Genomic DNA, 17862 nt, shown 5'->3' with positions numbered 1-17862 from the left:
GAGCGTCAGCTCTTGGTGCGGAACTTGTGGATCGCGATCGGTGCCATGACCGCCGTGATGCCCACCGACCAGGCGAGCGTCACCCACAAGCCGTGCGCCACCGGTCCGCCGATCATCAGTCCGCGCGCGGCGTCGGCCAGACCGGACATCGGGTTGTAGTCGGTGAAGTGGCGCAGCCAGCCGGGCATCGAATCGGTCGGCGCGAAGATCGACGAGCCGAACTGCAGCGGGAACAGGGTCAGGAAGCCCATCGCCTGGACGGACTGCGCGTTCTTCATGATCACGCCGAGGGTGAGGAACACCCACATGATCGACGAGGCGAAGAGCGTGGCCAGGCCCACGGCGGCGAAGAGCCCCGCCCAGTGGGTGATGTCGAAGCCCACCAGGACGCCGACCGCCAGCAGGACGGCCGTCGCGATCAGCATCCGTGCCAGCTCCACCGCGATCTTCGCGAACAGCACGGAACCGCGCCCGATCGGCAGGGACCGGAAGCGGTCCATGACACCGCTGTTGAAGTCCTGGTTGAAGCCGGTGCCCACGCCCTGGGCCATGGACAGGCTCGTCATGGCCATGAGACCGGGGACCACGTACTGGACGTACGCGTCCTGTCCGCCGCCCAGTGCCTGTCCGATCGAGCCGCCGAAGACGTACACGAACAGCAGGGTGAAGACGATCGGCATCAGCAGCGCGTCGAACATGGACTCGGGGTCCTGGCGGATCCACAGCAGGTTGCGGCGCAGCAGGGCACCGGTGTGCCGCAGATGTCCGCGCAACGGGATGCGGACGTCGGCCTCGGTGATGGTGGTGGCGGCGCTCATACGGCGACCTCCTGGCGGGAGTCGGCGGGCGCGATGTCCTGCGGGGCACTGGCACGGTGGCCGGTGAGGGACAGGAACACCTCGTCCAGGCTGGGCAGTTCGGTGGTGATGGAGGAGATCGTGATGCCGCGCGCGGTGACCGCGCCGACCACGGCGGTCAGCTGCTCGTCGCTGAGGATCGGCACCAGCAGGGTCCCGGTCCCGGTGTCCACGGTGGTGGCCGCGAGCCCGGTGATGCCCAGCTCGTCCAGCATGGCGGCGAGCGGCCGCAGCTGCAGCGGATCCACCGGCCGGACGCGCAGCGTGCGCCCGCCGACCCTGGCCTTCAGCTCCTCGATGCCGCCGTGGGCGATGACCTTGCCGCGGTCCACGACGGTCAGCTCGGAGGCGAGCTGCTCGGCCTCCTCCATGTACTGCGTGGTGAGCAGCACGGTGACCCCGTCCCCGACCATCCTCTTGACCTCGTCCCACACTTCGTTGCGGGTACGGGGGTCCAGGCCGGTCGTCGGCTCGTCGAGGTACAGCACGGCCGGGCGCCCGATCATCGAGGCGGCCAGGTCCAGCCGCCTGCGCATACCACCGGAGTACGTGCTCACCGGGCGCTTCGCCGCCTCCGTGAGGGAGAACCGCTCCAGCAGCTCATCGGCGCGGGCGCGGGCGTCCTTGCGGGACAGGTCGAGCAGCCGCCCGATCATGTACAGGTTCTCCCAGCCGGGCAGCTTCTCGTCCACGGAGGCGTACTGCCCCGTCAGCCCGATCACCCGGCGCAGCTGCCGGGGCTGCCGCACGACGTCGTAACCGGCCACGGTGGCCTGCCCGGCGTCCGGGGTGATCAGGGTGGACAGGATCCGTACGAGGGTGGTCTTGCCGGCACCGTTCGGCCCGAGCACACCCATCACGGTGCCCTCGCGCACATCCAGGTCGACCCCGTCCAGCGCCTTGGTCTCGCCGTAGTGCTTGACCAGTCCCCGGACGGTCACGGCGGGGCGCCCGCCGGCGGGGTTGTCGTCGATTCGCGTCATGCCGAGGACGGTGCCAGGGCCCGCCGACAAACCACCGACAGCCGGCCTACAGCCACCGACAGAGCGCCGACACCGCCGGCCGGCCCCTGACGACCGCAACCCTCAATCGAGAAACCACGACGGCGAGCCCCCCGATCCGCGAGAGCGGCGCCGGCTTGGTGCTGTGACCGGAAAGGTGTGCCGGAAAGCTCGCGGCGTCCGGTGCTGGGGGCACCTCCCACGCCGTTCAGGCAGTGGGGAATATCGCCAGGCGGAGCATCGCCTGCGTACTGGATGTACTCGGGTGATGCGACAACGCGGCGAGGTGCCGTGCCGGGCGTCGCGAGCCGGTGAACCTTTCCGGTCACACCACTTAGGCGCAAAAAGGGGACAGCCCGCCGACGGGGGACGATCGGCGGGCTGTCCGGGGTGTTGCCGCAATGGCTCAGTGGACGGAGTGCTCCTCCAGCGGGAACGCCCCGCCGACGACGTCCTCGGCGAAGGCCTTCACCGCGTCGCCCATGACCTCACGGAGATTCGCGTACTTCTTGACGAACTTCGGGACGCGACCGGAGGTCAGCCCCAGCATGTCGGTCCACACCAGCACCTGCGCGTCCGTCTCCGGACCGGCGCCGATACCGACGGTGGGGATGTGCAGCACCCGCGTCACCTCGGCCGCCAGCTCCGCCGGAACCAGCTCGAGCACCACCGCGAACGCCCCCGCGTCCTGCACGGCCTTCGCGTCCCGCAGCAGCTGCGCAGCCGCCTCCTCGCCGCGCCCCTGCACGCGGTAGCCCATCGCGTTGACGGACTGCGGGGTCAGCCCGATGTGCGCCATCACCGGGATGCCGGACTCCACCAGCAGCCGGATCTGCTCGTGCGACCGCTCGCCGCCCTCCAGCTTGACCGCCCCGACCCCGGCCTCCTTCACCAGCCGGGTCGCCGAGCGCAGCGCCTGCACCGGACCCTCCTGGTAGGAACCGAAGGGCAGGTCGCCGACGATCAGGGAGCGGGTCGTACCGCGTACGACGGCCGCCGACAGCATGGTCATCTCGTCGAGGGTGACGGGCACGGTGGTCTCGTACCCGAGGTGACAGTTGCCCGCCGAGTCGCCGACGAGGATCACCGGGATCCCGGCCTCGTCGAAAACGGACGCGGTCATCGCGTCGTAGGCGGTGAGCATGGGCCATTTCTCGCCCCGCTCCTTGGCGAGGGCGATGTCGCGGACGGTGATGCGGCGGGTGCCCTTCCCTCCGTACAGCGCCTTGCTGCCGTCGGAAGGCTTGTTCTGGGCAGCCGAAAGCTGCGTCATGGCAACGGCTCCTTCAGTCATCTCGAGGCGCCCTCACGGCGTCCCCGGATCGCCTCCATGGTGGCACCTCGTGCCGGAGAGGGCCAGGGGGGACCCTCTGTGATCCACGCCCCGGGCCGTGCGCCCGCTGTGTAAGGCCTCGGTAAAGGAATTCAGATACGAGACGGTACCGTATTGCAATGGTCGTAGGCTCGACCGCATGACAACTTCCGTCCCTGCCTCCCGAATACCGGAAGCGGTGCACCGGCGCCGCTGGGCGATCCTCGGCGTGCTGATGCTGAGTCTGCTCATCGTGGTGCTCGACAACTCGATCCTGAACGTCGCCATCAAGACCATCTCCACCCCGGCGCCCACCGGCCTCGGTGCCACCCAGAGCCAGATCGAGTGGGCGATCAACGCCTACACCCTCGTCTTCGCCGGCCTGCTGTTCACCGCCGGCCTCGTCGGCGACCGCCTCGGCCGCAAGAAGGTCCTGCTCGGCGGTCTCGTCGTGTTCGGCATCGGCTCGGCCCTGGCCGCCGAGTCCGGCTCCCCGGACCAGCTGATCGCCTACCGTGCCCTGATGGCCCTCGGTGCCGCCTTCGTGATGCCCGCCACCCTCGCCGTGCTGATGAACGTGTTCGAGCGCGAGGAGCAGCCCAAGGCCATCGGCATCTGGGCGGGCGGTGTCGGCCTCGCTATCGCCATCGGCCCGATCACCGGCGGCGCGCTCCTCGACCACTTCTGGTGGGGCTCGGTCTTCCTCATCAACGTGCCGATCGTGATCACCGCGCTCGCCCTGATGGTGTGGCTGGTGCCCGACTCCCGCGACCCGAACCCCGGACGCCTGGACCCGATCGGCGTCGTGCTGTCCGTCGTCGGCCTGGTCCTGCTCGTCTACGGCATCATCAAGGGCGGAGAGCTGGCCGACTTCACGGACGCCAAGGTGCTGGCGACCATCGTCGCCGGTCTCGTCGTCCTCACCGGCTTCGTGATCTTCGAGAAGCGCAGCGACCACCCGTCGCTGGACGTCACCTACTTCAAGAACAAGGTCTTCTCGGCGGCCATGGCGGCCATCGCGCTGGTCTTCTTCGCCCTGATGGGCGTCACGTTCTTCTCGGTCTTCTACACCCAGAGCGTGCGCGGCTACTCACCGCTGCAGTCCGGTCTGCTGATGCTGCCGCTGGCCGCCGCACAGATGATCTTCGCGCCGCGTGCCAGGCTGGTGGTGGAGCGGTTCGGCAACAAGGCCACGACCACCGCGGGCCTGGTCCTGATCGCGGCGACGCTGGCCGCGTTCGCGACCTTCGAGGCCGACACGCCCATCTGGCTGCTGGAGATCGTCTTCTTCCTCATGGGCACCGGCATGGCGCACATCATGACGCCGACCTCCGTCGTCATCATGCAGGCCCTGCCCCGGGAGAAGGCCGGTTCCGCCTCCGCCCTCAGCAACACCTTCCGCCAGGTCGGCGGCGCCCTCGGTATCGCCGTCCTCGGCTCGGTGCTCTCCACCGCCTACCGCAACGGCATCGAGGGCAAGCTCGGCCTGCTGCCTCCCGGCCTGCGCGACACGGCCGGCGAGTCCATCGAGGCCACTCTCGGCATCGCCGAGAAGCTCGGCCCACGGGGTCAGGGCCTGGTCACGCCGGCCAACGACGCCTTCCTGCACGCCATGCACGTCACCGCCCTGTGCGGCACGGGCGTCGCGCTGATCGGCGCCGTGGTGGTGGCCCTGTTCCTGCCGGGCAAGCCGCCGGCCGGTCAGGAAGACAAGAAGGAACCGGAGTTGGTCGCCGCCACGGACTGACGTCCAGCGGAACTCCACGGGGGAAGGAGGCTGCTGCGGGACAATCCCCGCAGCACAGTGAAAGGACGGACGAGTGAGCCTTGCCGACAGCCGGCCGCAACCGGACGGGCCCGTGAGGGGCCGACCGCGCAGCGAGGCCGTGGAACGAGCCATCCTCGAGGGTGTGATGAAGCTCCTGGAAGAGGGCGTACCCCTCGCCGAGCTCTCCATCGAGCGCGTCGCGCGCACGGCCGGGGTCGGCAAGGCCACCATCTACCGCCGCTGGAGCGGCAAGGAGGAACTGTTCGTCGACGTCGTGCGCGCCGCCGAACCCCCTGACCCCGAACTCCCCGGCACCTCCCTGCGCGACGACCTCGTCGTGCTGCTGGAGTCCCTGCGCCAACGCGGCCTCGTGAGCCGCTCGTCGGCGCTCCTGCACAACGTGTACGCCCAGATGAAGTCCAGCCCCAAGATCTGGGCCGCGTACCACGCCAACGTCATAGCGCCCCGGCGCATCCTCGCCCTGGAGGTGCTGCGCCGGGCGCGGCAGAGCGGCGAACTGAGGCCGGACGTCGACCTGGAGCTGGCCAACGACATGTTCGTCGGCCCCATGCTCGTCCGTTCCGTCATGCGCCCGGACGCCGAACTGCCCGAGGGCCTGGCGGAGCAGATCGTCGACACGGTCCTGGAAGGCCTACGGCCCGTCAGCTCGACAGCCTCGTAGCACGTGTGTGCGCGTTTCGTCACAGACCCCGCCCGTCCCAGGGGTAACCGGAACTCCGGGCCCCGCCTCGTTCGTCCTCGTCTTCCGTACGGCCGTCATGGGACGGCGGAATGGAGCCGATCATCCCCTAGGGTCGGATGAACGCGGGGGAACGACGGTGTGCACGGCAGGCAGTGAGGCAGACGGTATGGCGCAGCAGGCGTACATGACGGAGACGGACAACGGCGGCTCGGGGCCCGAGCGACCGGGATCCCGGCTTCGGCGCCTCAAGCACCGCCTCGTCGAGGGCTGGCGCGGCGATCCACGCGTCTGGCGCAGGGGCATCGTCCTCGCCGTCCTCGCGCTGCTGCTCGCGCTGGTGATGCTGCTGCACTCGCGCATCCCCAACCGGGTGGGCAACCTCGGCAGCCTCACGGAGACCTTCCTGCCCTGGCTGGGGCTGGCCATCCCGGTCCTGCTGGTCCTCGGTGTGCTGCGCAAGTCGGCGACCGCCCTGATCGCGGTCGTGCTCCCGGCGATCGTGTGGCTCAACCTCTTCGGCGGCCTGGTCACCGACAGGTCGGGCGCCGGCGGCGACCTGATGGTGGCCACCCACAATGTGAACGCCGACAACCCCGACCCGGCTGCGACCGCCCGGGACGTCGCCTCCTCCGGTGCCGACCTGCTGGCCCTGGAGGAACTGCCCGCGTCCGCCGCCCCGGTGTACGAGAAGGCGCTCGCCTCGACGTACAAGTACCACGCGGTCGTCGGCACGGTCGGTCTGTGGAGCAAGTACCCGATGACCGGCGTCGAGGCCGTCGACATCAAGCTCGGCTGGACGCGCGCGATGCGCGCCACCGTCGCGACGCCCAAGGGGCCGCTCGCGGTCTACGTCGCCCATCTCCCCTCGGTGCGGGTGAAGATGGAGGCCGGGTTCACCGCCCGGCAGCGCGACAAGAGCGCCGACGCGCTCGGCGAGGCCATCGCCGACGAGACGGTGAAGCGGGTCGTGCTGCTCGGTGACCTGAACGGCACGATGAACGACCGCTCGCTCAACGGCGTGACCTCCCAGCTGCGCTCCACGCAGGGCGCGGCGGGCAGCGGCTTCGGGTTCAGCTGGCCGGCGTCGTTCCCGATGGCGCGGATCGACCAGATCATGGTCAAGGGCATCGAGCCGGAGAGCTCGTGGACCCTGCCGCGCACGGGCAGCGACCATCTGCCGGTGGCTGCCCGTGTGAAGCTGGACACGCCCTCGTAACCGGCCGGAATACTGGGCCTGGCAGACTTTGTTCCGTAGATAAACTTAATCTGTACGGAACTCCGCTCTCCCCTGAAAGGCACAGGCCCTTCATGCCCCTGGCCCTGCTCGCTCTGGCCGTCGGCGCTTTCGGTATCGGTACGACCGAGTTCGTGATGATGGGGCTGCTGCCCGACGTCGCGGACGACCTGCACCTCTCGATCCCCACCGCCGGGCACCTGGTCTCGGCGTACGCGCTGGGCGTCGTCATCGGCGCCCCGCTGCTGGCGGCGGTGACCGCGCGCATGTCGCGCCGCCACGTCCTGATCGGCCTGATGGCCCTGTTCGTCGTGGGCAACGCGCTCTCCGCGTTCGCTCCCGGCTACGACTCCCTGCTGGCCGCCCGCTTCCTCAGCGGGCTGCCGCACGGCGCCTTCTTCGGCGTGGGCGCGGTCGTGGCCACCGGCATGGTCGCGCCGGAGCGCAAGGCGCGCTCGGTGTCCCTGATGTTCCTCGGCCTGACCGTCGCCAACATCGCGGGCGTCCCCGTCGCCACACTGATGGGCCAGCACCTGGGCTGGCGGGCGACCTTCCTCGGCGTGAGCGCGATCGGCCTGGCGGCGATAGCGTCACTGGCCCTGCTGATCCCGCACGACCGGGCCGCCGCCCCCACGACCGGCCTGCGCGGTGAACTGGCGGCGTTGCGGCCGGTGCCGGTCTGGCTGGCCCTGGGCACGACGGTGGCGGGCTTCGGCGCCCTCTTCGCCGCCTACAGCTACATCACCCCGATGCTGACGGACGCGGCCGGCTTCGCGGAGACCGATGTGACGCTGTTGCTGGCGTTGTTCGGCGTCGGCGCGACCGCCGGCAACCTGCTCGGCGGCCGCCTCGCGGACCACTCCCTGCGCGGCACCCTGTTCGGCGGCCTCGCTTCACTGGCGGCGGTCCTGGTCCTCTTCCCGGTCCTGATGCGGGCGGAGTGGAGCGCGGCGGCCGCGGTGACCCTGCTCGGCATGGCGGCGTTCGTCACGGGCTCCCCGCTCCAGCTCATGGTGATGGAGAAGGCAGCGGCAGCCCCCTCCCTGGCCTCCTCCGCCAACCAGGCGGCCTTCAACCTGGCGAACGCCGGCGGCGCCTGGACCGGGGGGCTGGCCCTGGCGGCCGGATTCGGCGCGACGTCCCCGGCGCTCGCCGGAGCGGGGCTGGCGGTGCTGGGGCTTGGCGTGGCTGGCGTGGCGTATGCGGTGGACCGGCGCGGTGTCGCTCGGCTCGGCCGCGTGGTCGCCACCCACGTACCCGAGCAGTCCGGCGCACTGCACCACTGACCCGGGGGCTCCGTCCTCTGGACCCCGGTTCTTTGCCCACCCGCCCACCCGACTCGGTCGGCCGAGAGGCCACGAGGTCCGCGGAGCCGGAGTCGCCCAGTTGCTGTGGGGCCGCCCGCTTCTCGGCGATTGTCGTGCTTCCGTGAGGCGAGTCAAGGGCGCTCCCGTTCCGCTGCGCTTCACTCCCGCGTCGGCTGACGCCGATCGGCCTACGGCCGACCCTTGACACGCCTCGCTCCAGCACGGGGAAGAAGCGAGCGGGCGGCCGGGGGAAAGTGGCCGCCTCAGCGGTGCCGGTCCCTTGGGTGGGCTGCGTCTTCGCCGTGGGCTGTGGGGCGCAGCCGCGGGGTGGAACGCCGGGTGGGCTCAGCGGCTTGTGGTCGTGGGTTGCGCTTCGGGTGGAGGGCGCCGAGTGGGATTGGCGGCTTGCGGAAGGTTGGGGGTTGGGAGTTGGGGGGGCGGCGCGGGATGGGGGCGGGGTGTGGTCCGGGTGACACTTGGGCCGGGTGTCTGCCACACCAGTCCCTCCAGTCCCAGCAGCCATGCCTGACCAGGCAGTTGGTCGATTTGGGCCAGTCGGAGAAGGGAGATCTCAACGGGTCGCAGGTCAGGCGTGGCCCAACTCTTCCAATCGTTCCGACTCCGGCTGCCCTCGCCCAGGTGGTCGATCACGTTCGTCAGCAACTTCGTCGCACACAGACGGACTTCGAAGTCGAGTGCGCGAAGGTGGTGGCGCAGTTCGGGTACGGCCTTCGGGATCGCGAGCAGGCTGAGTTCGAACGTCATCGCTCGGCCGCCGTCTTCCGGAGGGCGGTGGCGAGTGCGTGTGCCGTGGCGGTGTTGCAGTTCCCGAGCGCGACGAGGCCGGCCGGTGGTGCGTACCTACCCGCGAAGCTCGGCAGGTCGGAGCGGAGGGACGGCAGCGTGATGTCGTGCAGCGCGAGGGCGGCGCGGAGGTTCTCGACGCAGAGGGTGACGTCGTAGGCGGTGGGGGAGTGGTCGGGCATGGGGATGACAGCCTTCTGTGCGGTGAGTTACGAACACCTCACAGACTGTCGCTCGGCTCGCTACCGTGGAAGAGGGTTCGCGTCCGCGACGCGAGCAGCGGAAACGGCAAGGTGGGTTACGGCGGTGAGCACGTGGTCCGGCGCAAGGACATCGACGGTTCGATCAGCGTTCCCGACTTTTACGGCAAGGAGTTGCGGTGGAAGCGGGAGGCTGCCGGGTTGTCGTTGGAGAAGCTGGTCGAGGGCAGCTTCTACGGCAAGTCGCACCTCAGCGACATCGAGCACGGCAAGCGGCGCATGCCCATGGATCTGGCTCGGCACGTGGACCGGGTGCTGGGCACTGACGGTTACTTCGAACGGCACTGTGACGATGTGCGGAGGGCGCGGCGCGGGCCACACGCCGCTTACTTCGAGCGAGTTCTGGAGGCGGAGAAGTACGCGGAGACCATCGAGGAGTGGTGTCCGAGCACCTTCCCGGGACTGCTGCAGGCAGCTCACTATGCGCGGGCCCTCGTCCGGTCCGCTCATCCGGCGGCCTCCGATGAGTGGGTCGAGGAGAAGGTGCGAGCCCGGATCGACCGCGCGCACCTCTTCGAGCACGACCGGGCCGTCCCCGAGTACTGGGCGATCCTGCACCAGTCGCTGCTGACCGACGCCATCGTGTCGCCGGACGAGATGGCCGCACAGCTCGACCGGATCGTGGAGCTGACCGAGCGGCGCCGGATCACTCCGCAGATCGTTCCGCGGAAGTGCGGTGCGTATCCGTTGATGGCCGCGACCATCATGGTCATGACCTTCCCGGACGCCCCGTCGTTGATCTACACCGAGGCGTCTTACAGCGGGGACACCATCGATGATCCGGCCCTCGTGAAGCAGTACCGCAAGGCATACGATCGGCTCAGGGCCGTAGCGCTGTCACCAGACACGTCCCTCGCCATGATCAAGGCCGCCGCAGAGGACTACCGAAATGGCAAGCAACCGGATCGACTTGCGTGACGCGCTCTGGCTGAGGAGCAGTTACAGCAACGGGGATGGCGGGGAGTGTGTCGAGGTAGCCAGCGACTTCCCCGGCGCCGCCCTCTGGCGCAAGTCCAGTTACAGCAACGGCGATGGCGGCAACTGCCTCGAAGTAGCCGCCAACATCCCCGGACTCGTCCCCGTCCGGGACTCCAAGGTCCCGGACGGTCCCGTCCTCCTCCTCGGCGCCGCCGCCTGGGCCCCCTTCGTCGACGCGCTCAAGCAGTAGGCTCGTCGAACCTCGCCAGGTCCCGCAGCCACGCCCGCGCGTTGCCGTCCGACGGTGCGCGCCAGTCGCCGCGCGGGGAGAGCGAACCGCCCGCCGAGACCTTCGGGCCGTTCGGCATGGCCGAGCGCTTGAACTGGGCGAAGCCGAAGAAACGCTTGCAGAAGACCTCCAGCCAGCGCCGGATCTCCGGCAGGTCGTACGCCACCCGCTTGGCCTCCGGGAAGTTCGGCGGCCAGGCACCGGCCTCCGGGTCGTGCCAGGCGTGCCAGGCCAGGAAGGCGATCTTCGACGGCCGGAAGCCGTACCGCAGCACGTGGAAGAGCGTGAAGTCGTGCAGGGCGTACGGGCCGATCTTGGACTCGGTGGACTGCATCTCCTCGCCCGGTACGAGTTCCGGGCTGATCTCGGTGTCGAGGATCGCGGTGAGCGTCCGGCCGGTCTCCTCGCCGAACTGGCCGCTGCTGACGACCCAGCGGATCAGGTGCTGCATCAGCGTCTTCGGCACACCGGAGTTGACGTTGTAGTGGCTCATCTGGTCGCCCACGCCGTACGTGGACCAGCCGAGCGCCAGCTCGGAGAGGTCACCGGTGCCGAGCACGATGCCGCCGCGCTGGTTGGCGAGCCGGAAGAGATAGTCCGTGCGCAGACCCGCCTGCACGTTCTCGAAGGTGACGTCGTACACCGGCTCGCCGGAGGCGAACGGGTGGCCCATCTCCTGCAGCATCAGCCGTGCGGTGGGCGTGATGTCCAGCTCGGCCGCGGTGACGCCGAGCGAGTTCATCAGCTTGTGGGCGTTGTCCTTGGTGTGGTCGCTGGTGGCGAAGCCGGGCAGCGTGAATGCCAGGATGTCGCTGCGCGGGCGGCCCGCGCGGTCCATCGCGCGGGCGGCGACGATCAGCGCGTGCGTGGAGTCCAGGCCGCCGGACACCCCGATGACCACCTTCGGGCCGCCGATCGCCACCAGTCGCTGCTGGAGGCCCTCGACCTGAATGTTGTACGCCTCGTAGCAGTCCAGGGCGAGGCGGTCCGGGTCGGCCGGCACGAACGGGAAGCGCTCCAGGCGACGGCGCAACCCCAGGTCGGTGAGCGGCGGATCGAGATCGAACGTGACCGTCCGGAAGTCACTGGTCCGCGCGTGATGCGTACGGCGGTTGTCGTCGAACGTGCCCATCCGCTGCCGCTCCTGCCGCAGCAGGTCGAGGTCCACGTCGGCCACCGCGTAACTGTCGCCGAGCGGGAACCGCTCGCTCTCGGCCAGCAGCGTGCCGTTCTCGTAGATCATGGTCTGGCCGTCCCAGGCCAGGTCGGTGGTCGACTCGCCCAGTCCGGCCGCCGCGTAGACGTACGAGGAGACGCAGCGGGAGGACGCCGAGCGGCACAGCAGCTTGCGGTCCTCGGCCCGCCCGACCGTGATGGGGCTGCCCGAGAGATTGACGAGGACGGTCGCACCGGCGAGGGCCGCCTCCGCGCTGGGTGGCACCGGCACCCACATGTCCTCGCAGATCTCCGCGTGCAGCACGAGACCGGGAACGTCTTCCGCGGCGAACAGCAGATCCACGCCGAACGGTACGGTCTCGCGGCCGAACCGGATCGACCCGCCGCGCTCGTCGGCGCCGTCGCCGATCTGCCGACGCTCGTAGAACTCCCGGTAGTTCGGCGGGTACGACTTGGGTACGACACCGAGGACACGGCCGCGGTGCACGACGACCGCGCAGTTGTAGACCCGGTTGCGGTGGCGTAGTGGGGCACCGACGACCAGCACCGGCAGCAGCTCCACCGACCCGGCCACCACCTCCTGGAGCGCCTCCTCGACCTGGTCGAGCAGTGCGTCCTGGAGCAGCAGGTCCTCGATGGAGTAGCCGCACAGCACCATCTCCGGGAAGACGGCGACGGCGACACCCTGCTCGGCGCACCGGCGCGCGTGGCGCAGGACCGCTTCGGCGTTGGCGGGCGGGTCCGCGATGACGGTGTGACCCGTGCACGCGGCGACGCGTGCGAAGCCATGCTGATAGATCGACCAGAAGTTCAACGGAGGCACGGGCCCAGTGTAATCGTCAGAGCGACGCGATGGGGGGCGCGGGGTGTGTGCCGCCCCACGCGCGGCGAAAGGGCGTGGGGTGAAACACCCCACGCCCTCTCAAGGTGCCGTTGCCGGCGGTGCCTCAGTGGCGACGGTACGACTGGACGTAGCCGTTCGCGGGCGAGCCCACGCCGGTGACGTCGTCGTAGCCCTTCACCGCGGACAGCGAGCTGTCCTTGCCGAGGCTGCGGACCGAGGTCGCGAGGCCACCGGAGGCGTCGAAGCCGTTCACGAAGTCGATACGGGCGACCGCCAGGCCGGAGCCCGTCGGGTTGTCCGTGACGTCGTGGAAGACGCCCTTCTTGCCGTACTTGGCGTAGATCGACGGGTTGGCGAAGCCGATCGCCTTGCCGTCGCGCGCCTCCTGGGCCAGGGCCTGGACCGCCGCGATCACCGGGGCGGCCAGCGAGGTGCCGCCGATGCGGTACTCGCTGTACTGCTCGGTGCCGTCGGGGAAGGTCTGGGTCTGGCCGACCAGGAAGCCGGTGTTCGGGTCGGCGATGGCCGCGATGTCCGGGACGACGCGGTTGCCGGCGGCGTTGTTGACCGTGGCCAGCGCCTTCGGGACGACGCCCTTCTGGTAGTACGGCTGCGGCACGGTCTTGCTGGTGCCGCCGCCCGCGCCCGAGGTGAACGCGCCGGGGAAGTTCGTCCAGCTCTTGCCGTCGGCCGACAGGGTCGCCTTCTCGGTGCCCCAGCCGGTCTCCCACTGGTACGTGTCGCCCTTGCCGACGGCCAGCGAGGTACCGCCGACCGCGGTCACCCACGCCGAGTTGGCCGGGGTGTCGACCTGCTTCGTGCCGGTGTTGGCGACCTCGTCGCCGTTGTCACCGGAGGAGAAGTAGAAGCCGATGCCCTGGACCGCGCCCAGCTGGAAGACCTGGTCGTAGGCGGCCGCGAGGTCCGGCGTCTGGTTGGCCTCGATGTCGCCCCAGGAGTTGGAGACGATGTCGGCCAGGTGGTTGTCGACGATCTTGCTGAGCGAGTCGAGCAGGTCGTCGTCGTAGCAGGACGCGGCGCCCACGTAGGTGACGTCGGCGTCCGGCGCGACCGCGTGCACGGCCTCGACGTCGAGGGTCTCCTCGCCGTACCAGCCGGCCGCGCCGCACTCCTCGGTCTTGGTGTAGTTCTTCGGCAGCACCTGGTGCAGCTGACCGGTCTTCCAGGCCGCGTCACCGTGCTTCACCGCGTACTCGCCCGCGTCGAAGGCGATGGTCGGCGAGGCGTACGCGTCGGTGATCGCGACGCGGACGTGCTTGCCGGTGTAGTCGCCCGCACCGTAGGCGGCACGCAGCTGCTTGCCGGTGTAGCCCTTGATCGCGTACGGGATCTTGTGGCCGTACGCGTCGGGCAGCGTGGTCGCGATCTTCGAGCCGAAGTACGAGGAGAACGGCCCGGAGTTCTTGAACACGGCGTCCGGGGGCGGCAGCTGGTCGTTGTGGGTCGACTTGTGCGGCGCGTTGTCCAGGCCGGTGACGGTCAGGACGGCGTCCTTCAGACCGGCCGGCACCGAGGCCGTCCGCGCCGGGGCGCGGTAGGTCCTGGACCCCTTGGCGAAGTTGTGCAGCTGGGTGCCGAACGCCTTCTCGGCGGCGGCGACGTCACCGGAGACGGTGACGTAGTGCGAGGTGACCTCGGTGATCTCGAGCCCGGCCGACTTCAGCCAGGACTTGACCGCGGCGACCTGCGCCTTGGTGGCCCCGAAGCGGGCCTGCGCCTTCTTGGCGCTCAGGTACTTGCCGTACAGCGGCGAGCTGGGGTCGGACACGGCCTTGGCGTAGGCGGCGAGTCCGGCCTTGTCCCGGCCGGCCAGGTAGACCCGGGCCTTGACCGGAGCGCTGTCGGCGGTGGCACCCTTGTCCGCCTTGGCCGTGGCCCACGCGGGCTTGGTGCCCGCCAGCGTGTCACGGGCCGGGGTGTCCGCGGCGTGCGCCGCGGGTATGCCGAGCGCCAGGGCGCCGACGATCATGGGCAGTGTCGCTGCCATGCTCACGCCGGCGCGCATGGTGGCGCGGTTGGATCTCATAGAACCCCCTGCGATGCGGTTCGCATGCATGTAGTGGTCGGTACGTCGTGGATCCGCACACCGGCCCGCGGCGGCGTCGGCCCGCGAATGGATCACACGATGGGGGCCACTCTTGCGATGAACCGTTCATGCCAGGGGAACGCAAAGGTCAAGAGAAGCTCAAGGAACCGTCAGGTGGGGCGTTTTGGGGCTTTCATCCTTACGGCGGTGTTACGAACGGGGTTGGGCGCCACGTTCCTCGAGCATGTCGCCCATCAGCTGGATCTCGGACTGCTGCGCGTCGACCATGCCCTGCGCGAGCCTCTTCTCCACACCGACGGTGCACTTGGCGACACAGCCCTCGGCCATGTGGATGCCGCCCTTGTGATGGTCCGTCATCAGCTGCAGGTAGAAGACCTCGGCCTGCTTGCCGCTAAGGGTCTGCAGCTTCTTCATCTCGGTGTTGGTCGCCATGCCCGGCATCAGCGCGCCGTCCTTGCCGGAGGCCATGTCGCCCATGCCCATCCAGGTCATCGGCGGCTCGGCCGACACCTTCGGCAGCCCCCACAGATCCAGCCAGCCCAGCAGCATGCCGCGCTGGTTGGCCTGCGTCTGCGCGATGTCGTAGGCGAGCCGCCGGACTTCCTCGTTCTTCGTACGGTCCCGCACGATGTACGACATCTCGACGGCCTGCTGGTGATGGACGGCCATGTCCCGTGCGAACCCGGCATCGGCGGACTCCGCGCCCGGCGTCCTCGGATCCGACCCGCCGTCCTCGGCGACCGCGTACGTGATCGCCCCGGCCGCCACCAGCACCGCCGCGGCCGCGCCGGCCACCCAGCCGATGTGCTGCCGCCTCACTGCATGACCCCGCCGGTGCACGAGGCGCCCGGCTCGGGCGTCTGCTGACCCTGCACATAGGCGGCCAGGAACTTGTCCACCTCCGGGTCGCTCGCGCTCTTGACGGTCACCTGGTGGCCCCAGGCCGACAGGACCAGTGGGGCGGCCTGGTTCTCGTACGGGCTCATCAGCGAGTACGGCGTCTTTTTGACCTTGGCCGCGAGGGCGTCGACGTCCGCCTTCTTCGCCTTGCCGGTGTACGTCACCCAGACCGCGCCGTGCTCCAGCGCGTGCACGGCGTTCTCGTCCCGCACCGGCTGGGTGTAGACGTCGCCGTTGCAGTTGAGCCACACCGGGTTGTGGTTGCCGCCGACCGGCGGGTGCATCGGGTACGACACCCTGCTCGTCACATGCGTCCGCGACAGCTTCCCGGACCAGGTCCTCACCCCGTCCTTGCCGGTGGTGAAGTGCCCGGAGTCCCCGGAGTCCCCGGAGTCCTTGGCGTCGGCGCTCGCGGTCGAGTCGTTCTTGCTGTGCGACTGCGAGTTCACCAGCACCACACCGCCGACCACGAGACCGGCGACGACCACCACGCTCGCGGCGATGATGAGCGCCCGGCTGCGGCGCTCGCGGGTACGCTCGGCGCGCCGCATCTCCTCGATGCGCGCCTTGCGCGCCTCCGTGCTGCTGTTCTTGCCGGAACCCATGAGGCGAGTCCTTCTGGGGGAAGGGGACGTGGACGGTGGGGCTCGCTGATCGTAATGGCCTAGCCGGCCCGTTCCGTAGGGAGGGCACGGCAACCGGTTGATTTGAACCAGGATGCGTATTACCTACGCTCACGGTATGCGGCTGCTGCGCTCTACCGACCTGGCCCTACGCGTCCTCACGCGACTCGCCGTCGCCGGTGCCGCCAGCCCCACGACCCGCCAGGTCGCGGCGGACATGGACGTGCCCTACACGCACGCCGCCAAGGTCGTCGCCGAACTCCAGCACCTGGGCCTGGTCGACGCGCGCCGGGGCAGGGGCGGCGGACTGGCCCTGACCGAGCGGGGCCGTACGGCGTCCGTGGGAGCGGTCGTCCGCACCTTCGAGGGCGACGGCGACGTGGTCGACTGCGAGGGCGCGGCACCCTGCCCCCTGAACTCCGCCTGCCGGCTGCGCGGCGCCCTGCGCCGGGCCCAGGAGGCGTTCTTCGCGGCGCTGGACCCGGTGACCGTGGGAGACATCGTGGCGGATCCGACGGGCCCCCTGCTGCTGGGCATCTCCAGGGCACCGCACGACGGCTGACAGGCGCTGACAGGTGTTGACGGGCCCCCAGACCGTGGCCCGCTTGGCCGAAACCGTCGTTGATCACCGATGGCGGCCCCGGCGAGGCTGAGCCCTTCGCACGGATCGACAACGGGGGTACGTATGAAGATCCTGATCTCCGGCGCGAGCGTCGCCGGACCCGCCCTGGTCTGGTTCCTGCACCGCGACGGACACGACGTGACCGTCGTCGAGCGCGCCCCGGCCCTGCGGGACAGCGGCTACGCCGTCGACTTCCGGGGAGCCGCCTTCGAGGTGCTGGAGGAACTGGGCATCCTGGAGGAGGTGCGCGCGCACGCGACCGGGATGACCGGTACCGACCTGCTGGACGCCGAGGGCAACCGCGTCGGCGAACTCCCGGCCGAGACCTTCGCCGGGGAACTGGAGGTCCCAAGCGCGAGGTGACCCGCATCCTGCACGAGCACACGGCGCAGGCGGTGCGCTACCCCTTCGACGACTCGATCAACCGCGTAGAGCAGGACGCGGACGGGGTCCGGGTCGGCTTCGAGCGAGCCGAGCCGGACACCTTCGACCTAGGGCCCTTCTGATGGATCTCCGCGGCGTCGCGGAGATCCATCAGAAGGGCCCTGGTGGCCGGCGCCGACGGCATCTACTCCGTGGTGCGCCGCCTGGTCTTCGCCCCGCACGCCGAGGCGGTCCGCCACTTCGGCCTCTCCGGGGTCGGCTTCAGTACCGCCAACCACCTCGGCCTGGACCACCGCGGCGCGCTCTGGCGGACCCCCGGCCGGGCGGTCTACATGTTCAGCGCCGCGGACCCGGACCGCACGGCCGTCAGCCTCTCCTTCGCGAGCGACTCGCCCGCGCTGGACCTGCTGGACCGCGCTGAGCAGGAGCGCATCACCCGTGAGCGGATGGCCGGCGCGGGCTGGCTGGTGCCCCGGCTGCTGGAGGACATGTCCGCCGCCACCGACTTCTCCTTCTCCTCGGCCTGCCAGGTGCACCTGGACCGCTGGTGGGAGGGCCGGGTCGTCCTGCTGGGGGACGCCGGCTACTGCGCCGCCCCCACCTGGGGCATGGGTACCTCCCAGGCCCTGATCGGCGCCCGCACCCTCGCCCGCCACCTCGCGGAGCCGGGCGAGGACCACACCAGGGCCTTCGAGGCCTACGAGCGGGAGCTGCGCCCGTACGTGACCGCGAACCAGGAGATCGGCCGCGAGGGGGCGCGGCGCTTCGGCGCCTGAGAGACCCTGCCTCCGG

18 protein-coding genes are annotated in these 17862 nt (G+C 69.9%); 10 read left to right on the top strand and 8 right to left on the bottom strand.

From position 1 onward, the window contains the following. Positions 1 to 5: 5 nt before the first annotated feature. The 3 genes from ACFZDC_RS22590 to panB form a co-directional block, all read right to left on the bottom strand. Positions 6 to 818 (bottom strand): ABC transporter permease, encoded by an 813-nt coding sequence (locus ACFZDC_RS22590; protein WP_391326403.1) that lies wholly within the window; start codon positions 816 to 818, stop codon positions 6 to 8. Continuing rightward, positions 815 to 1840, bottom strand: coding sequence for an ATP-binding cassette domain-containing protein (locus tag ACFZDC_RS22585; RefSeq protein ID WP_391326401.1), 1026 nt, complete (start codon positions 1838 to 1840; stop codon positions 815 to 817). The genes ACFZDC_RS22590 and ACFZDC_RS22585 overlap by 4 nt, the downstream gene beginning before the upstream one ends. Before the next feature lie 424 nt (positions 1841 to 2264). Beyond that, complete coding sequence (panB, locus tag ACFZDC_RS22580; RefSeq protein ID WP_391326399.1) at positions 2265 to 3131, bottom strand: 3-methyl-2-oxobutanoate hydroxymethyltransferase; 867 nt, start codon at positions 3129 to 3131, stop codon at positions 2265 to 2267. Between the two features lie 199 nt (positions 3132 to 3330). On the opposite strand from panB, the gene ACFZDC_RS22575 reads away from it, so the two are divergent. The 4 genes from ACFZDC_RS22575 (at position 3331) to ACFZDC_RS22560 (ending at position 8161) form a co-directional block, all read left to right on the top strand. Then, complete coding sequence (locus ACFZDC_RS22575) at positions 3331 to 4917, top strand: DHA2 family efflux MFS transporter permease subunit (protein WP_391326397.1); 1587 nt, start codon at positions 3331 to 3333, stop codon at positions 4915 to 4917. Between the two features lie 73 nt (positions 4918 to 4990). Next, entirely contained in the window at positions 4991 to 5620 is a 630-nt protein-coding gene (locus ACFZDC_RS22570; RefSeq protein ID WP_391326395.1) for a TetR/AcrR family transcriptional regulator C-terminal ligand-binding domain-containing protein, read from the top strand. Between the two features lie 187 nt (positions 5621 to 5807). Next, entirely contained in the window at positions 5808 to 6857 is a 1050-nt protein-coding gene (locus ACFZDC_RS22565) for an endonuclease/exonuclease/phosphatase family protein (RefSeq protein WP_391326393.1), read from the top strand. A 92-nt stretch (positions 6858 to 6949) separates the two neighbouring features. Then, entirely contained in the window at positions 6950 to 8161 is a 1212-nt protein-coding gene (locus tag ACFZDC_RS22560) for an MFS transporter (protein WP_391326391.1), read from the top strand. Positions 8162 to 8943: 782 nt separating this feature from the next. Here ACFZDC_RS22560 and ACFZDC_RS22555 read toward each other — a convergent pair. After that, entirely contained in the window at positions 8944 to 9168 is a 225-nt protein-coding gene (locus tag ACFZDC_RS22555) for a hypothetical protein (protein WP_391326389.1), read from the bottom strand. 132 nt (positions 9169 to 9300) lie between these two features. Between ACFZDC_RS22555 and ACFZDC_RS22550 the strand changes: the two genes are divergently transcribed. Together ACFZDC_RS22550 and ACFZDC_RS22545 are read left to right on the top strand one after the other, a co-directional pair. Then, positions 9301 to 10164 carry a Scr1 family TA system antitoxin-like transcriptional regulator gene (locus ACFZDC_RS22550; protein WP_391326543.1) on the top strand — a complete coding sequence of 288 codons (864 nt, stop codon included), beginning with the start codon at positions 9301 to 9303 and terminating at the stop codon, positions 10162 to 10164. Continuing rightward, positions 10136 to 10414 carry a DUF397 domain-containing protein gene (locus tag ACFZDC_RS22545; RefSeq protein ID WP_391326387.1) on the top strand — a complete coding sequence of 93 codons (279 nt, stop codon included), beginning with the start codon at positions 10136 to 10138 and terminating at the stop codon, positions 10412 to 10414. Before ACFZDC_RS22550 ends, ACFZDC_RS22545 begins: the two co-directional genes overlap by 29 nt. Here the strand turns inward: ACFZDC_RS22545 and ACFZDC_RS22540 are convergent. The 4 genes from ACFZDC_RS22540 to ACFZDC_RS22525 all read right to left on the bottom strand — a co-directional run bounded on the left by ACFZDC_RS22540 (position 10404) and on the right by ACFZDC_RS22525 (position 16046). Further along, positions 10404 to 12452, bottom strand: a complete 2049-nt coding sequence (locus ACFZDC_RS22540) for an NAD(+) synthase (RefSeq protein WP_391326385.1) — start codon at positions 12450 to 12452, stop codon at positions 10404 to 10406. The genes ACFZDC_RS22545 and ACFZDC_RS22540 overlap by 11 nt on opposite strands. Before the next feature lie 124 nt (positions 12453 to 12576). Then, positions 12577 to 14520: a protease pro-enzyme activation domain-containing protein gene (locus tag ACFZDC_RS22535; RefSeq protein ID WP_391326383.1), complete on the bottom strand. Its 1944-nt coding sequence runs from the start codon at positions 14518 to 14520 to the stop codon at positions 12577 to 12579. Between the two features lie 210 nt (positions 14521 to 14730). Continuing rightward, a complete protein-coding gene (locus tag ACFZDC_RS22530; RefSeq protein WP_391326382.1) occupies positions 14731 to 15360 on the bottom strand; it encodes a DUF305 domain-containing protein in 630 nt (209 codons plus the stop codon). Beyond that, entirely contained in the window at positions 15357 to 16046 is a 690-nt protein-coding gene (locus ACFZDC_RS22525; protein ID WP_391326380.1) for a DUF3105 domain-containing protein, read from the bottom strand. Before ACFZDC_RS22525 ends, ACFZDC_RS22530 begins: the two co-directional genes overlap by 4 nt. A 136-nt stretch (positions 16047 to 16182) precedes the next feature. Between ACFZDC_RS22525 and ACFZDC_RS22520 the strand changes: the two genes are divergently transcribed. The 4 genes from ACFZDC_RS22520 (at position 16183) to ACFZDC_RS22505 (ending at position 17846) form a co-directional block, all read left to right on the top strand. Continuing rightward, positions 16183 to 16626: an Rrf2 family transcriptional regulator gene (locus ACFZDC_RS22520; protein WP_391326378.1), complete on the top strand. Its 444-nt coding sequence runs from the start codon at positions 16183 to 16185 to the stop codon at positions 16624 to 16626. 123 nt (positions 16627 to 16749) lie between these two features. Then, positions 16750 to 17049, top strand: a complete 300-nt coding sequence (locus tag ACFZDC_RS22515) for an FAD-dependent monooxygenase (RefSeq protein WP_391326377.1) — start codon at positions 16750 to 16752, stop codon at positions 17047 to 17049. Then, positions 17046 to 17192, top strand: a complete 147-nt coding sequence (locus ACFZDC_RS22510; RefSeq protein WP_391326375.1) for a hypothetical protein — start codon at positions 17046 to 17048, stop codon at positions 17190 to 17192. The genes ACFZDC_RS22515 and ACFZDC_RS22510 overlap by 4 nt, the downstream gene beginning before the upstream one ends. Before the next feature lie 42 nt (positions 17193 to 17234). Continuing rightward, a complete protein-coding gene (locus tag ACFZDC_RS22505; protein WP_391326374.1) occupies positions 17235 to 17846 on the top strand; it encodes an FAD-dependent monooxygenase in 612 nt (203 codons plus the stop codon). Positions 17847 to 17862: the final 16 nt, after the last annotated feature.

Source organism: Streptomyces sp. NPDC007905 (genome assembly GCF_042959345.1).
Lineage (GTDB): Bacteria > Actinomycetota > Actinomycetes > Streptomycetales > Streptomycetaceae > Streptomyces.
This window is presented reverse-complemented; position numbering and strand designations above follow the sequence as displayed.

Coding starts and splice junctions, on each gene's coding strand:
- ACFZDC_RS22590 (WP_391326403.1), bottom strand. CDS start 818: ATGAGCGCCGCCACCACCATCACCGAGGCCGACGTCCGCATCCCGTTG.
- ACFZDC_RS22585 (WP_391326401.1), bottom strand. CDS start 1,840: ATGACGCGAATCGACGACAACCCCGCCGGCGGGCGCCCCGCCGTGACC.
- panB (WP_391326399.1), bottom strand. CDS start 3,131: ATGACGCAGCTTTCGGCTGCCCAGAACAAGCCTTCCGACGGCAGCAAG.
- ACFZDC_RS22575 (WP_391326397.1), top strand. CDS start 3,331: ATGACAACTTCCGTCCCTGCCTCCCGAATACCGGAAGCGGTGCACCGG.
- ACFZDC_RS22565 (WP_391326393.1), top strand. CDS start 5,808: ATGGCGCAGCAGGCGTACATGACGGAGACGGACAACGGCGGCTCGGGG.
- ACFZDC_RS22560 (WP_391326391.1), top strand. CDS start 6,950: ATGCCCCTGGCCCTGCTCGCTCTGGCCGTCGGCGCTTTCGGTATCGGT.
- ACFZDC_RS22555 (WP_391326389.1), bottom strand. CDS start 9,168: ATGCCCGACCACTCCCCCACCGCCTACGACGTCACCCTCTGCGTCGAG.
- ACFZDC_RS22545 (WP_391326387.1), top strand. CDS start 10,136: ATGGCAAGCAACCGGATCGACTTGCGTGACGCGCTCTGGCTGAGGAGC.
- ACFZDC_RS22535 (WP_391326383.1), bottom strand. CDS start 14,520: ATGAGATCCAACCGCGCCACCATGCGCGCCGGCGTGAGCATGGCAGCG.
- ACFZDC_RS22525 (WP_391326380.1), bottom strand. CDS start 16,046: ATGGGTTCCGGCAAGAACAGCAGCACGGAGGCGCGCAAGGCGCGCATC.
- ACFZDC_RS22520 (WP_391326378.1), top strand. CDS start 16,183: ATGCGGCTGCTGCGCTCTACCGACCTGGCCCTACGCGTCCTCACGCGA.
- ACFZDC_RS22515 (WP_391326377.1), top strand. CDS start 16,750: ATGAAGATCCTGATCTCCGGCGCGAGCGTCGCCGGACCCGCCCTGGTC.